The sequence below is a fragment of the Neobacillus sp. YIM B06451 genome, from assembly GCF_032667185.1.
Lineage (GTDB): Bacteria > Bacillota > Bacilli > Bacillales > Cytobacillaceae > Bacillus_D.
In genome coordinates this window covers 74,547-89,091 of sequence record NZ_JAVFKJ010000007.1, presented here as the reverse complement: position 1 = coordinate 89,091, position 14,545 = coordinate 74,547, and the positions used below count along the sequence as shown (strand labels likewise).

General features: G+C 46.1%; 19 protein-coding genes. 13 read left to right on the top strand and 6 right to left on the bottom strand.

The features are described 5' to 3' along the window. The first annotated feature begins 50 nt into the window (after positions 1-50). From RB160_RS13555 to RB160_RS13530, 6 genes are all read left to right on the top strand, one after another. A complete protein-coding gene (locus tag RB160_RS13555; protein ID WP_316570967.1) occupies positions 51-1,034 on the top strand; it encodes a class I SAM-dependent methyltransferase in 984 nt (327 codons plus the stop codon). Positions 1,035-1,301: 267 nt separating this feature from the next. After that, positions 1,302-2,495, top strand: coding sequence for an acetate kinase (locus tag RB160_RS13550; protein WP_316570966.1), 1,194 nt, complete (start codon positions 1,302-1,304; stop codon positions 2,493-2,495). A 385-nt stretch (positions 2,496-2,880) separates the two neighbouring features. Further along, positions 2,881-3,084: a hypothetical protein gene (locus tag RB160_RS13545; protein WP_316570965.1), complete on the top strand. Its 204-nt coding sequence runs from the start codon at positions 2,881-2,883 to the stop codon at positions 3,082-3,084. Positions 3,085-3,186: 102 nt separating this feature from the next. Then, positions 3,187-3,357: a hypothetical protein gene (locus tag RB160_RS13540; protein ID WP_316570964.1), complete on the top strand. Its 171-nt coding sequence runs from the start codon at positions 3,187-3,189 to the stop codon at positions 3,355-3,357. 137 nt (positions 3,358-3,494) lie between these two features. Further along, positions 3,495-4,334, top strand: a complete 840-nt coding sequence (locus tag RB160_RS13535; protein ID WP_316570963.1) for an EcsC family protein — start codon at positions 3,495-3,497, stop codon at positions 4,332-4,334. Next, positions 4,331-4,846 carry a MogA/MoaB family molybdenum cofactor biosynthesis protein gene (locus RB160_RS13530; protein ID WP_316570962.1) on the top strand — a complete coding sequence of 172 codons (516 nt, stop codon included), beginning with the start codon at positions 4,331-4,333 and terminating at the stop codon, positions 4,844-4,846. Before RB160_RS13535 ends, RB160_RS13530 begins: the two co-directional genes overlap by 4 nt. A gap of 102 nt (positions 4,847-4,948) precedes the next feature. Here RB160_RS13530 and RB160_RS13525 read toward each other — a convergent pair whose 3' ends face one another. Together RB160_RS13525 and RB160_RS13520 are read right to left on the bottom strand one after the other, a co-directional pair. Beyond that, the gene (locus RB160_RS13525) at positions 4,949-5,266 is read right to left on the bottom strand and encodes a hypothetical protein (RefSeq protein ID WP_316570961.1); all 318 of its coding nucleotides are present in this window, start codon (positions 5,264-5,266) and stop codon (positions 4,949-4,951) included. A 23-nt stretch (positions 5,267-5,289) separates the two neighbouring features. Beyond that, complete coding sequence (locus tag RB160_RS13520; RefSeq protein WP_316570960.1) at positions 5,290-5,742, bottom strand: universal stress protein; 453 nt, start codon at positions 5,740-5,742, stop codon at positions 5,290-5,292. 166 nt (positions 5,743-5,908) lie between these two features. Between RB160_RS13520 and RB160_RS13515 the strand changes: the two genes are divergently transcribed. The 3 genes from RB160_RS13515 (at position 5,909) to ald (ending at position 8,060) form a co-directional block, all read left to right on the top strand. Beyond that, positions 5,909-6,076, top strand: a complete 168-nt coding sequence (locus RB160_RS13515) for a hypothetical protein (RefSeq protein WP_316570959.1) — start codon at positions 5,909-5,911, stop codon at positions 6,074-6,076. 335 nt (positions 6,077-6,411) lie between these two features. Then, a complete protein-coding gene (locus RB160_RS13510) occupies positions 6,412-6,777 on the top strand; it encodes a hypothetical protein (protein ID WP_316570958.1) in 366 nt (121 codons plus the stop codon). 161 nt (positions 6,778-6,938) lie between these two features. Then, on the top strand, positions 6,939-8,060 hold the full coding sequence (gene ald / locus RB160_RS13505; protein ID WP_316570957.1) for an alanine dehydrogenase: 1,122 nt from the start codon (positions 6,939-6,941) through the stop codon (positions 8,058-8,060). A gap of 56 nt (positions 8,061-8,116) precedes the next feature. Here the strand turns inward: ald and RB160_RS13500 are convergent, their stop codons facing one another. After that, positions 8,117-9,220, bottom strand: coding sequence for a M24 family metallopeptidase (locus RB160_RS13500; RefSeq protein ID WP_316570956.1), 1,104 nt, complete (start codon positions 9,218-9,220; stop codon positions 8,117-8,119). Between the two features lie 167 nt (positions 9,221-9,387). On the opposite strand from RB160_RS13500, the gene RB160_RS13495 reads away from it, so the two are divergent. From RB160_RS13495 to RB160_RS13485, 3 genes are all read left to right on the top strand, one after another. Beyond that, positions 9,388-10,068 carry a metal-dependent hydrolase gene (locus tag RB160_RS13495; protein ID WP_316570955.1) on the top strand — a complete coding sequence of 227 codons (681 nt, stop codon included), beginning with the start codon at positions 9,388-9,390 and terminating at the stop codon, positions 10,066-10,068. A 78-nt stretch (positions 10,069-10,146) separates the two neighbouring features. Continuing rightward, positions 10,147-10,386, top strand: coding sequence for a hypothetical protein (locus RB160_RS13490; RefSeq protein ID WP_316570954.1), 240 nt, complete (start codon positions 10,147-10,149; stop codon positions 10,384-10,386). 183 nt (positions 10,387-10,569) lie between these two features. Next, positions 10,570-11,889 (top strand): DRTGG domain-containing protein, encoded by a 1,320-nt coding sequence (locus RB160_RS13485; protein WP_316570953.1) that lies wholly within the window; start codon positions 10,570-10,572, stop codon positions 11,887-11,889. Positions 11,890-12,120: 231 nt separating this feature from the next. On the opposite strand, the gene RB160_RS13480 is transcribed toward RB160_RS13485, so the two are convergent. Then, positions 12,121-12,420: a YtpI family protein gene (locus RB160_RS13480; RefSeq protein ID WP_316570952.1), complete on the bottom strand. Its 300-nt coding sequence runs from the start codon at positions 12,418-12,420 to the stop codon at positions 12,121-12,123. Between the two features lie 110 nt (positions 12,421-12,530). Between RB160_RS13480 and RB160_RS13475 the strand changes: the two genes are divergently transcribed. Further along, positions 12,531-13,475: a DHH family phosphoesterase gene (locus RB160_RS13475; protein ID WP_316570951.1), complete on the top strand. Its 945-nt coding sequence runs from the start codon at positions 12,531-12,533 to the stop codon at positions 13,473-13,475. A 72-nt stretch (positions 13,476-13,547) separates the two neighbouring features. On the opposite strand, the gene ytrI is transcribed toward RB160_RS13475, so the two are convergent. After that, a complete protein-coding gene (gene ytrI / locus RB160_RS13470; RefSeq protein ID WP_316570950.1) occupies positions 13,548-14,051 on the bottom strand; it encodes a sporulation membrane protein YtrI in 504 nt (167 codons plus the stop codon). After that, the gene (gene ytrH / locus RB160_RS13465; RefSeq protein ID WP_396954719.1) at positions 14,048-14,404 is read right to left on the bottom strand and encodes a sporulation membrane protein YtrH; all 357 of its coding nucleotides are present in this window, start codon (positions 14,402-14,404) and stop codon (positions 14,048-14,050) included. The genes ytrI and ytrH overlap by 4 nt, the downstream gene beginning before the upstream one ends. Between the last annotated feature and the right edge of the window lie 141 nt (positions 14,405-14,545).

Genomic DNA, 14,545 nt, shown 5'->3' with positions numbered 1-14,545 from the left:
AAAGAAGATAGAATTGGAAAAGAGAATTGACCTGACGGAGGAAAGAAGATATGAAACCATCTCCGGTAGAACGTTTGTTTACCGTTTTTAACGAAACCTCTTCCATTATCCAGGATGAACTTTCCTGTACTTATTTGGAAGCCCTAGCGGAAACGGGGGAGAACCTCTTCCATGGTACCGTTTTGCAGGATGAAATAAGCGAACTGAGTGCCAAGCGGCTTAAGAAAAGTTACGAGGCAATCAGACTAGAGGCTTTTTCGAAAGAAGAGATTAGGAAAGCCTTCCAGCTTGCCATTTTAAAAGGAATGAAGGAAAACATCCAGCCACATCATCAAATGACCCCCGATTCTGTTGGGATGCTAATCGGATATCTTGTCCTAAAATTCGTCCGGAAACAATCATTCCGGATACTTGACCCTGCCGTTGGAACGGGAAATCTGCTTGCGACCGTAATCAACCAACAAGTACAGAAGCAAATTGAAGCGGCTGGCCTCGAAATCGATGATATCTTAATCAAGCTTGCCTATGTAAATGCAAATCTGCAGGAGCATTCGATTCAGCTTTTCAATCAGGACAGCCTTCAACAGGTTTTTATCGATCCAGTCGATGTAGTCGTTTCCGATCTGCCTGTAGGCTATTATCCGGACGATATTAGGGCGGCTGACTATGAACTAGCAGCGACGGAAGGACATTCGTATTCGCATCACCTTTTTATCGAACAAAGCATGAAACTTACAAAGCCGGGCGGATACCACTTTTTTATCATCCCGAACGGCTTGTTTGAAAGCGCGGAAGCACCAAAACTTCGTGAGTACTTGAAAAAAAATGCGCACATCCAGGGGATCCTTCAATTGCCTCTTTCCATGTTCAAATCCAGCCAGGCGGCTAAAAGCATATTAATCTTGCAGAAGGCTGGCGACGGGACAGTTCCGCCAAAGCAAGCGCTGCTTGCCGAACTTCCTTCCCTTTCAAATCAAGCTGGAACAGAGAAGATCCTGGCTAAGATCAACCAATGGATTGCCGAAAACAAATGAGCAGGAGTTTTCGGCAAGGAAGAATTTGCTATTTAGTGCGAATAGTGCAAACTGACTGAATTGAGGAACTTTTTCTCTAAACTTGACAATTTACCTATAATCCTTGAAATGTCTCTTGGGTAGTGGGTAAACTGAAATCGAGAATGTTTTTTAGTTGCCTAATTGCAGGCTTTCGACCCGGCAAAAAGCCGAACGACCAAACCTGGCCATCGAATTGCATCCGGAATCCCTGCAAGGCAATGACTGACATCAAAGGAGAGGTTAGAAATGCCGAAAATTTTAGCAATCAATGCGGGAAGCTCGTCATTGAAGTTTCAGTTGCTTGATATGCCAGGTGAAGAAGTTATTACAAAAGGAATAATTGAAAGAATTGGCCTTAACGATTCTCTTTTCAGCATGGAAGTTTCCAATGAAAAACTGAAGGAAACAACAAACATTCCAGATCATGAAGAAGCAGTAAAATTATTGTTGGACAGGCTAACCTCAAAAGGTGCAATTGCTTCCTTGGATGAAATATCGGGGATAGGGCACCGTGTTGTCCATGGCGGAGAAGAATTTAACGATTCTGCCTTGATTGATGGGGAAGTGCTTGAAAAAATTCAGGAACTGTCCGAACTGGCCCCTCTTCACAACCCGGCCAACATTACAGGCATCCTTGCTTTCCAAAGGGTCCTGCCCGAGGTTCCGGCGGTTGCGGTATTTGATACGGCTTTCCATCAAACAATGCCAGAAAGCTCTTTCTTGTACAGCCTTCCATATGAGTATTACAAAAAGTACGGCATCCGGAAGTATGGTTTTCACGGAACTTCACATAAATACGTCTCAAGAAGGGCCGCGGAATTGCTTGGCCGCCCAGTGGAACAGCTAAGGCTGCTTTCGTGCCACCTTGGGAACGGGGCGAGTATCGCTGCTATAGACAAGGGTAAATCCTTAGATACTTCAATGGGCTTTACGCCGCTTGCCGGTGTTACAATGGGAACTCGTTCGGGAAATATTGATCCCGCTTTAATTCCATTTATCATGGAGAAAACGGGGATGACAGCAGACGAAGTTCTTGATGTCCTAAATAAAAAGAGCGGAATGCTCGGCGTATCAGGCTTTTCGAGTGACCTTCGTGATATTGAGAACGAGGCGGGGGAAGGAAACCCAAGGGCGGAGCTAGCCCTTGAAGTATTCGCTGGCAGGATCCATAAGTATATCGGTTCCTATGCAGCACGTATGTCCGGCGTCGATGCGATCATCTTTACCGCGGGCATCGGTGAAAACAGTGAGACAATAAGGGCGAGGGTCCTAAAAGGGCTTGAATTTATGGGGGTATATTGGGATCCAGCGCTCAACAAAATCAGGGGCCAGGAGGCTTTCATTAACTACCCATATTCACCTGTTAAGGTATTGGTCATTCCAACGAATGAAGAAGTAATGATTGCCAGGGATGTAATGCGCCTCGGTAACATTGACTAATTGACAGGCAAACGTTAGCTGTACCTCTAAAGGGTGCAGCTTTTTTGTTATCCACTTTAATTAGGCGGCCGGTGCGCACTGCAAATGGGTGAGTGAGGAAGATTGATTAAAATATGTCTCTGATTTCTGTTTGAGCGACAAAGATTAGCCAACATCCAAAAAAGCTGTCGCACAAATCCGTTTGAGCTACAAAGATTTGGAGAAACGCCAAAAAGGTGTCGCACAAATCCGTTTGAGTGACAAAGATTTGGAGAAACGCCAAAAAGGTGTCGCACAAATCCGTTTGAGCGACAAAGATTAGCCGAAATCCGGAAAAGGTGTCACTCAAATTCGTTTGAGCGACAAAGATTAGCCGAAATCCTTAAAAGGTGTCGCACAAATTCGTTTGAGCGACAAAGATTTGCCGGAACGCCAAAAAGGTGTCACTCAAATCTGTTTGAGCGACAAAGATTTGGAGAAATCCTTAAAAGGTGTCACTCAAATCCATTTGAGCGACAAAGATGTGCCGAAATCCTTAAAAGGTGTCGCTCAAATTCGTTTGAGCGACAAAGATGTGCCGGAACGCCAAAAAGGTGTCACTCAAATCTGATTGAGCGACAAAGATTAGGAGAAATCCTTAAAAGGTGTCACTCAGATCCATTTGAGCGACAAAGATTTGCCGAAATCCTGAAAAGGTGTCGCACAAATTCGTTTGAGCGACAAAGATTTGGAGAAATCCTTAAAAGGTGTCACTCAAATCCATTTGAGCGACAAAGATTTGCCGAAATCCTTAAAAGGTGTCGCACAAATTCGTTTGAGCGACAAAGATTTGGAGAAATCCTTAAAAGGTGTCACTCAAATCCGAATGAGCGACAATGATTAGCCGAAAACGTAAAAAGGTGTCACTCAAACACCGATTAGGGGGTAATAAACAGAGATGTCCTTCAGGGAGTTTCCGATATCTTTAAAATTCCCAAGTTGTGCTATACTGTAGGAAAGTTTTCGATAGGAGGGCCATCCATGCCGCTGACAGACAGGGAAATGACTGTCCTTGCCGAGATTAAGGACTGGGAAAAAAAGCTTCTAGACTACGAACCGAATGATCTTCGGATTACGTATGAAAGGTATTTGGAAACCGGTTTTTCAATGCTTCCGGAAGAAGCGCGCAGCCAGTTTTTTTCGCTAGTTGATAATTGGCTATTCCATCTGAATGCAATCATCCAGGGAGCCCAATTCCAGCTTGACGCCAAGGAGAGGATTCTTGCTGCTGCAAGGGTATTCGACAGCGGGGTTGAGAGGATAGAAGACCTGAAGCGTTTGGAAATAGACCAGTTGAATTATATTGCCCAACAGCAGATTGCGAGGCACAGGCTTTATTCTTTTGCCCAGGGAGGAATGTCGGGTACGGGCGGAGCGCTGCTTCTTGGAGTCGACATACCAGCGATGGCAGTCATCAACCTCCGCGCTGTCCAGTTATTGGCGATGACGTATGGATACGAAGTGAACACTCCATTTGAGATGATGACTTCACTAAAAGTTTTCCATACGGCAACACTCCCTCTAAGGCTGCAGGGGGAGAGTTGGGAACAGCTTTTGGAAGAATTGAAGGGTGAAAGGGACCAGTATTTTTATGAGGGAAATGATCAATTAACCGACTCGACCTGGCTGGAAATGCCCATGAGACAGCTCCTGAAAGGAACGGTCATTGCCCTTTTCAGAAAAAGAATGGTCCAGGGCCTTCCGCTTGTAAGTATGGCTATTGGGGCGGTCTCAAATTATCAGCTTACAAGAAGGGTAACCGAGTTTTCACATAATTACTACAGGCTGCGCTATCTTATGGACAGGGAGGGACGTTCATGAGTATCCAGGAACATAAAAAGGAAGCGCCAAAATCGGTTTCCTGCAAGGTTATAACAGTAAGTGATACAAGGGATAAGGAAACAGACAAAAGCGGCCAATTGATTATTTCATTTCTCGAATCAAACGGACATAAAGTGTCGGCGTATACGATTGTAAAAGATGAAGCCGAGCTAATTGAGAAGGAAGTTCTTAGGGGTTGTGCGGACCCGGAAGTTGATGTTGTCCTGACGAACGGAGGGACTGGCATCGCTGTCCGTGATGTTACGATTGAGACGGTCACCAAGCTTTTTGACAAGGAGATTACGGGTTTCGGGGAACTGTTCCGGATGCTAAGTTACCAGGAGGATATCGGCTCGGCCGCAATCCTATCCCGGGCTGCCGCAGGAGTAGTAAACAACCGGGCGGTCTTTTCCATTCCTGGTTCTTCAGGCGCGGTAAAGCTTGCCATGAACAAGTTGATCATTCCTGAAATCGGGCATGTCGTCAGAGAACTTAAAAAAGACCTTGCTTAATTCAAGAATGATGATTTCGCCAACATCCCGTTCAGGGGACGCGAATGCTTTAAATCCTCAGGCCGGAAACAAATGAGAAGCTCCCATTGCGGGAGCTTTTCTTTAGTTATGCATTTTCTCTTCGGCGATTGCATCGGAAGCCCTGTACCATAGCCAAAGATCGTTGATAATCGAGGCAAGGCCGGCAATTTCGGTGTTCAATTCACATGATTTCTCAAAGTTGCTTTCATTTGAAAGGGCAACCTGTTTTTCATTGATGGAGTGTTCAAGTTCCTTGATCCGGTCAGGAATCGCTCCCCGGATTTGCTCCCATGAAAAGAGGATTTTTTCTTGAATATCTGGGCTGTATTGCGCAAGATTCTTCTCCAAAGTGGGAATTGGAATGCCAAGGCGGCTATCATATGTAAAAAATTGTTGCATGTTCTTTATCCTCCAATGCCATATCAAGTAAACTCTTTTTCAGATCTTACAACAAGCACATCACACGGGGCGTCCCGGGTAATATGTTCGGACACGCTGCCGATTAAAAACCTTTCAACCGCACTGAGCCCAGTGGCCCCGCAAATAATTAAATCGATGTTGTGTTTCTTCGCGATTTCTTTTGGGATTAGCAGTTTCGGCGACCCAAATTCAACAATATAGGCCACATCCGCCAGCCCGCTGTCCAATGCCTGTTGCTTATATTTTTCAAGTAATTCAAGGGCGTATTGGTCAGCACGATCCGCAATTGCCTGGTCGTACGCTTCGACAATCGCAAACGTCCTTGTATCAATTACATGGACAAGAAGAAGTGATGACTGGTTCCTGGTGGCTATGCTGATTGCTTTCCTAAACGCCAGTTCCGCTTCCTTAGAGCCGTCAACTGCGGCCAAAATCTTTTGATACTTGGCTCCCATTGCCTTTTCCCCCTACCAAAAGGAATTTAAACAATCTGCCATTTTGCCTCTCATCCAAATTATACATGAAAAACGGCTGCATAGACGTGCAGCAGATTGAAAAAATAAGAATGGGCACCCAGGTATGATTTTGACTCAATAACAAATTGAATGGGGATGGTACGGAATGCAAAAGAAAGATCAGGGAAGGCGCTCCTCTTATACCTTTGAAGATAAAGGGGTCAAGGAAGTAAGCACGCAAATCATGAATGCTTATAACAGCGGATTCATGGGTGAAGAAGAGGCCCGGGAACGAACGGACGAATATCCGGTTATGAGGGATGAACTGGAATGAAGGAGGGATGGCTGCCAATTTTTTGGCAGCTTTTTTTATTGTAAACGTAATTTTAAATGGAACCTTGTGGATAACTCAAAATAATTTATTGTAATCCAGCTCCAGCGCCTAGCCCCTCGAGGTCATAAGCCGGTTCCCTCCGGAGGGCCGGCCCGTCCTGCGGGACCCGTCTTATGCTTGTCGGGGCTGCCCAAGGCGCTTACGCATTTTGTTTTATCGTGCATGTATGGCCTCTTTCCCTAAGAAATTTACAGAAGCGGGGCATTCACCCAATACCCTCATCTGCTGAAAGCATATTCTTTAGTGTAATTAAAAATAAATGAGGAGGAATTACGTTGAACAATGATTTACAATATGCGGCGGCACAGCCTGCCCATTTTGCCCACCATGATATCATTGATCCGAATGATGAGAGAATCCGTCCTTTCGGCTTCGGCTTCGGCAGGCCGTTCGGCTTCGGTTTCGGCAGGCCGTTCGGCTTCGGCTTCGGCAGGCCATTCGGCTTTGGCTTTGGCAGACCGTGGGGCTTCGGCTTCGGTAGGCCGTTTGGTTTTGGCCTTGGTTTTTTAGGTGGCCTTGCAACCGGAGCATTATTGGCGCCAGGTTACGGTTTTGGTTACGGATACCCTTATTATCCTTATTACCCGCCATACCCTTATTACCCGCCATACCCTTATTACGGTTACCCTTACTATTGGTAAAGTTATGAGAACAAATGGGGTGCCGGATTTAACCGGCGCTCCATTTCGGTTGTTTGGTGCCGGCTTACGGGGTACAGATAAATAGTTTCTCGTTGAAAGGCTATTTTGGTAAAATGAAAGTGTTTGCAGAATAGTACATATTTTGTAGGAGGCATTGAGCGATGAGGATAGGGGTACCAGCGGAAATAAAGAATAATGAAAACCGTGTTGCTATGACGCCTGCCGGTGTTGTAAACTTGGTCAACTTCGGTCATGAGGTTTATATCCAGGCAGGAGCAGGGCTGGGATCGGGCTTCACTGACGAAGATTACAAGTCAGCTGGGGCAAGCATTGTCGAGACGGCTGCCGAAGCATGGGACAAGGATATGGTTATGAAGGTGAAGGAGCCTCTACCGGAAGAATATCAATATTTCTCCGAAGGCTTGATCCTGTTTACCTATCTTCACCTAGCCCCCGAGGCTGAATTGACAAAGGCGATGATGGAGAAAAAGGTTGTCGGAATAGCCTATGAAACCGTTCAGCTTCCAAATGGTGCCTTGCCGCTCCTGACGCCAATGAGTGAGGTCGCTGGAAGAATGGCCGCACAAATCGGTGCTCAGTTCCTTGAAAAAGTCCATGGCGGAAAAGGAATCCTGCTTTCAGGGGTTCCTGGTGTCCAAAGAGGTAAGGTAACGGTCATTGGAGGCGGGGTAGCCGGAACGAATGCTGCCAAGATGGCAATCGGCCTTGGCGCGAAGGTAACTGTCATTGATTTAAATCCAGAAAGGCTTCGCCAGCTCGATGATATTTTCGGCTCCGACATCACTACCCTTATGTCCAATCCTTACAATATCGCGGAAGCCGTCAAGGAGTCCGACCTTGTTATCGGGGCTGTCCTTATCCCCGGTGCAAAGGCTCCAAAACTTGTTACGGAAGAAATGATCCAATCCATGATGCCGGGCAGCGTAGTAGTCGATATCGCCATTGACCAAGGAGGCATTTTTGAAACGACCGACCGCATCACCACCCATGACAATCCGACATACGTTAAGCATGGGGTCGTCCATTACGCCGTTGCCAATATGCCGGGAGCAGTCCCAAGGACTTCGACAATCGCGCTTACGAATGGAACCGTCCCATATGCGATTCAAATCGCTAACAAAGGCTACAGGCAGGCCTGCCTTGATAATGAGGCTCTGCTAAAAGGAGTCAATACCCTGGGTGGGCATGTGACCTATAAAGCGGTGGCCGAAGCTCAAGGACTTGAATACAGTACTGCAAAGGAATTGCTTGAGCAAAAGTAATTCAAAAAAAGCAGGTGTACCGTTGCCCGGTACCCTGCTTTTTCAATTTTAGGCTCTTACTTAATGATTTGAAGTTCCTTCGGATACTTTGTGAGGATTTCAAGCCCGGATGCTGTTACATGGACATCGTCCTCAATCCTGACGCCCGCTACGCCCGGAACATAAATACCTGGTTCAATCGTGAAGACCATACCTTCTTCAAGTTTCAGTGGGTTTGTTTCAGTTACGGATGGGTATTCATGAACATTGATGCCTAGCCCGTGCCCGAGTCGGTGTGGGAAATATTCCCCATATCCCGCCGCGGTAATTACGCTTCGTGCTGCGAGGTCGACTGCCGAACAAGGTGTTCCAAGTTTCCCGGCTTCAATCGCTGCCAGTTCGGCTTTCAGGACTGTGTCATAAATTTCTTTTTGTTTGTCGCTAATATCTCCATAAGCAAGTGTACGGGTAATATCCGAGCAGTACCTGTCAACGACGACTCCAAGATCAAACAGGACGAAATCGCCCTTTTTGATTTTTGTCTGCCCGGGATTTCCATGTGGTGAAGCGGCATTTTCGCCGGTAAGGACCATCGTGCTGAAGGACATTTGGCTGACCCCTTTTTTCTTAAGCTCGAATTCAATCGCGGTCAGCACCTCAAGTTCGGTTTTCCCTTCCTTAATTTCGCTTGCTCCGACTTCAATCGCATAGTCTGCCAATGCGGCCGCTTCCCTAATGGCCTTCAGTTCCCGCTCATCCTTTATAAGCCTTAATGAACGCATTTTTTCCTCGGCGGATACAAACTGCTTCGCTTCAGGGAAAAGCTTCATTAACTCTTCATAGCGTTCAACATTCAAATGTTCTTTTTCTATTGCAATTTTTGTCGCAGCATTTGTAAGCCGTTTTGAAACTGAATTATGTACCATTTCCCAAGGATTCTCGGTATCCGTGAAACCGATTATTTCATGTCCCCATCCTGATTGTAGGGCATCATTCTTCTCCATAGCTGGCAACACTAGGAATGGCTCTTCATTCTGGAAGACGGCGAGGCCCAAAAGCCGCTCATGAGGGTCCGTAAAATAGCCGCTCAAATAAAAGACGTTATCCGGAGATGTTAAAAAACATACGTCTATGCCATTTTCCTTCATCCAGGCCGATAGTTTTTGTAATCTTTCGTTCATAATTATCCCCTTCTACAATGAATTTGGAAACAGTCTTATTATATCAATAATAGAATCAGGATATTGGATATTAGCATGAAAATGATGTTAAAAGTAAAGTATGGCAGGAAATTAATAAAAAGAATGGAACGTATAAGTAAAATACTTTTGTGGAAGGGGAATGCAAAATGAAAATTTCGTACCATGGCCATTCTGTCGTCAAAATCAATACAGGGGGGAAAACCATTCTGATCGACCCGTTTATTAATGGGAACGGGCTTACTGATTTAAAGGAAGAAAATGAAAGCCCGGACGTAATCATCGTTTCGCATGGGCATAATGACCATGTTGGGGATACCGTCAGCATCGCGAAAAGAAATGATTCACTAGTAATAGCCAATGCCGAAATATCCGATTTCCTTGGCTGGCAGGGCGTCAGGACCCATGCGATGCACATTGGCGGCTCATATCAATTTGACTTTGGGAGAGTAAAGCTGACCCAGGCGTTTCATGGTTCAAGTTATGAAACACCAGACAAACAATTGATTTATTGCGGCATGCCGGCGGGGATTCTATTCATGGCCGAGGGGAAAACGGTTTATCACGCAGGGGATACCGGATTGTTTTCGGATATGAAATTAATAGGAGAACGACATCCTATTGATGTCGCCTTCCTGCCAATCGGAGATAATTTTACAATGGGCCCAGAGGATGCGGCCTATGCGGCAAAACTCCTGAATGCTAAAACCATCATACCGATGCATTATAATACCTTCCCGCCAATTAAACAGGACCCATACGCGTTTATCGAAATGCTTGAAGCCAGGAACGGAAAGGTATTGGAGCCGGGCGAGTCAATTGAATTGTAAAATCTGCTATCTCGCTTCGTGACATTTTTCCCTCATTTGCGCATAAAATGGAACAAGCTTATGTAAGGGGGAAAAACAATGGCAAAAAACCGGTATATGCTATGCTTCTTGGTAGCAATCTTCCTCATCTATTATGGCGGGCCAAGGCTTCCGCTTGATTTTGCAAGCACGGACGGTATCTTTACTCTCTCGTGGACGATACTGGCTCTCCTGGTGGTTGGCGGCAACCTCACGGGCGCTCTTAAAGTAAAAGAGGCTGCCGGGGGAGGGGCTGTAAGAATAAAAGAGAAAAGAAGGAGGATCCATTCACGCCATTAACCGCCTTTCCCGCGAGTTTTCAGCTATCCCGCATTGAATCAGAATTTTTTTAACCTTATAATAAAAATAGTGAAACTTCCATCAGCGGCGAGTCTCCGGCTGATGGTTAGCCGCTATTTAAAAAGCAGAAAAAATATAACTATGTCCGCGTGGATAGCGGAAATAGAATAAAGGGTGAAGGTCTTGGCAACAAAGCACGAACAGATTCTGCAGTATATAGATGAGCTTACTATTGGGGATAAAATTTCCGTGCGCCAGATCGCCAAGGCGATGAATGTAAGTGAAGGAACCGCCTATAGGGCGATTAAAGATGCAGAAAACAAGGGGTTTGTCAGTACCATTGAAAGGGTCGGGACAATCCGGATTGAACGGAAGAAAAAAGAAAATATTGAGAAACTGACCTACGCCGAAATTGTGAATATCGTAGAAGGCCAAGTAATTGGAGGGAAAGCAGGCCTCCATAAAACGTTGAATAAATTCCTAATTGGCGCAATGAAGCTTGAAGCCATGATGCGGTATACAGGTGCGGGCAATCTCCTTATTATCGGCAACCGGACGAAGGCGCACGAATACGCACTGAAAGCTGGTGCAGCCGTTTTGATAACAGGCGGTTTTGATACGGAGGAGCATGTAAAGAGGCTCGCTGATAAATTGCAGCTCCCCATCATTTCGACAAGCTATGATACCTTTACTGTAGCTACAATGATCAACAGGGCCATTTACGACCAGCTTATTAAAAAGGAAATCATCCTTGTCGAGGACATCCTGACCCCTTTGGAAAAGACGGTTTATCTCAGGACCTCAGATACGGTCCGCCAGTGGCACTCCTACAACCGAGAGACAAAACACGGCCGCTATCCGGTAGTCGACCAGAGCATGAAAGTACAGGGAATCGTTACTTCAAAGGATATTTTGGGACAGGAAATGGATACGCAAATCGATAGGGTGATGACAAAGAATCCAATGACTGTCGGCGGCAAAACGAGCGTTGCGTCCGCCTCGCATATGATGGTTTGGGAAGGCATCGAGCTTTTGCCGGTAGTGGATGACTCAAACCGCCTTGAAGGAATTATCAGCCGCCAGGATGTCCTGAAAGCCCTCCAAATGATTCAGCGGCAGCCGCAGGTAGGGGAAACGATTGATGATATCGTGACTAGCCAAATGCTGCTTTCCCAAGGGAAGACTAAAGGAGAGGACTTTTACAGGATTGAAGTTTCCCCGCAGATGACCAACCACCTCGGGGCGATATCCTATGGCGTGTTCACGACGATTGTCGCAGAAGCCGCAAGCCGGATTCTCAGAGGGTATAAAAAAGGTGACCTTGTTGTGGAGAACATGACCATTTACTTTCTAAAACCTGTACAGATTGACAGTGTCCTGGAAATTTATCCGAAGGTGCTTGAAGTCGGCCGGAAGTTTGGAAAAGTGGATGTCGAAGCGTTCAGCGAGGGGGCTATGGTCGGGAAAGCGATGATGATGTGCCAGCTTATTGACCGGCAATAGGCGAAAAATGCGTAAGCGCCTTCGTGACAGGCAAAGGACGCCTGTCCCTGCGATGATTATTCTAGGAAGCTTTCCTTAGTGCTCAGCCCCGACAAGCATAAGACGGGGCCCGCAGGACGGGCCTGCCCTCCGGAGGGAACCGGCTTATGACCTCGAGGGGCTAGGCGCTGAAGCTGGATTAAAAAACTGCGCCTCTTTTACGGCGCAGTTTTAAAAAGTTGCGCACGGAAATCAGTTCTTTCCTTCCGCTTCCTCAATGGCATATGGCAAATAATATTTATAAGCCTTTATTCCCGACCAAATATTGATCCCGCCAAGCACGACAAAAACGGCGGCAACGATATAGGATACCGTTGAATGATTTAAGTACAGTTGATTGAGGCCGAACGTGAGCACAAACAATCCTAGCGCAATTCCGGACTTTGAAGAAATCCATTTGCGCTCAATGAGTTTGGTGCTCCTTACATATTTTATTTTATAGAACACGTAAAAGGCTAAGGAAAATACGATAAGAATAACTAGTATTGGCATTGGTACCCCCCCATTTTCTACTACCATACCATTGTAGCCGGAAACGGGGCCAAATGCCATAACCGAGCCGGTTTTTATAGGATTAACATTTGACTTGAAGGAGACAGTTCATGGAAAACAAAATTTTTGACGCTATTGAACAGCATAGGACCATCATCATCCATAGGCATGTACGCCCCGATCCGGATGCATACGGTTCACAATGTGGGCTGGCAGAAATATTGCGTGCCTCCTATCCAGATAAGGTTATTTATTCAGCCGGCAAGGATGAGGAAACCCTCGCTTATCTCTGTGAAATGGACAAAGTCCCAGACAGCGCCTACGATGGCGCCCTCGTCATTGTCTGTGATACCGCAAACACGGAAAGGATATGTGATGAGAGGTACAGGCTTGGAAAAACATTGATTAAAATCGATCACCATCCAAATGAGGACCCATACGGCGATATAAGATGGGTGGATACAACCGCAAGTTCAACGAGTGAAATGATATATGAAATGTATCTTTCCGGCAAGGAACGCGGCCTTGTCCTAAATGATGAAGCTGCGAGGCTTTTGTATGCGGGGATTGTCGGGGATACGGGAAGGTTCCTTTATCCAAGCACGACCGACAAAACCTTTGCATACGCGGGTGAATTGATTCATTACAATTTCTCCAGGACGGATTTATATGACAGGATGTACGAGCTGCGCCCGAATATCATTAAATTGAACGGGTATATCCTACAAAACTTTGAAATGCGCGAAAATGGGGTTGCGTCGGTTATCTTGACAAAAGAACTCCTCCAGAAGTACGACGCGCCCCCATCCGAGGCTTCGCTTCTAGTCAGCACGCTCGGGAATGTAAAGGGGATTAAGGCTTGGGTATTTTTCATTGAAGAGGATGACCAAATCAGGGTAAGGCTCCGGTCGAAAGGGCCGGTCATCAACGGTGTTGCTAGGATGTTTAACGGTGGCGGGCATCCGCTTGCGGCGGGGGCATCGATTTTTTCTTGGCCCGAGATGGACGATGTTATCCGTGAAATGAACAAAGCATGCGATGAGGAAAATTCCTAATAGGTAGTTGTCAATTTAAAGGGCCACCGGTTTGGACTGCCGGATTGGCCCTTGTTTTGTTTACAGTTAATGTCATGCGTCAAGGGTGATTTGGAGAACGATGCTGACGTTTGTGAAAAAGGCCAGCTCCTTTACCTCAAGCCTGTACTTTTTTCCGTTGAGTGATACCGACCTGTTTTCAATCACCCTCTTTATCAGTTCCCTGTTTTTATAAACCGTTTCAATATCTTTCGCTTTAAGTGTCTTCAAATCTTCAAGGACGATTTCCTCTGTCTCGTGGACGCTGAGGGGGTCGAGGCCGTATTTTTGATGGTTTGTGATTTTTACAGTAATTTGTTGGACAAGAAGGTGTTCGATATTCTTTTTATTCAGGTTTTTGAACTCCTCCTGCCAAATGACAATATCGTCCTTGAGTTCCTGGATGGTATCCTTTTGCTCCTGGATGAGCAATGTTTGTTTATCCTGGAAAACTCCATACATATAGATGAATAAGAGCCAGCTGATTACGCCTCCGATGGCCATCCCCGCGAAAAAACGCTGCCACGACGGGTCGTTGTAAAAGGTGGGGACCCTCATGAAGAAATAAACTCCTGGGTAAACCATTCAATTAGGAGCGCTCCGGTTTGCGCTCCGCCCAGAGCGGATAAAATCAACAGGATCTGTTTGATAATATCTTTCGTCTGCCCGTCGAAAATCCCCTTTTCAAATTCATAGATGGGATCGAATGTACCGCCAATGGCAGCGACGATTGCCCAAATCCATAAAGAGGACGAGAGCCGGGCGATGGCGGTAAGCGCGGGCTGCCCGGTAAGGAAGGCGGCGATTCCCCCGATTATGGCTCCTCCGAGAAGCACCCCAAGTGCGATAAAATAGCTTTCAATAAAAGAAGAAATGAAGCCTGCCTGGTTCATGGCATCAACCCTTTTCATGTCATTGCCTTCCTACTTCAATCATATGGACAGACATTCCGTTTTATGATTCAGGAGAAGACAAGGTACGCTTCTGTGTGGTTTCCAACACGGAGGCTATGAAAAAGGAGAACATATTTTCTTTTACTCCCTGAGGGACTA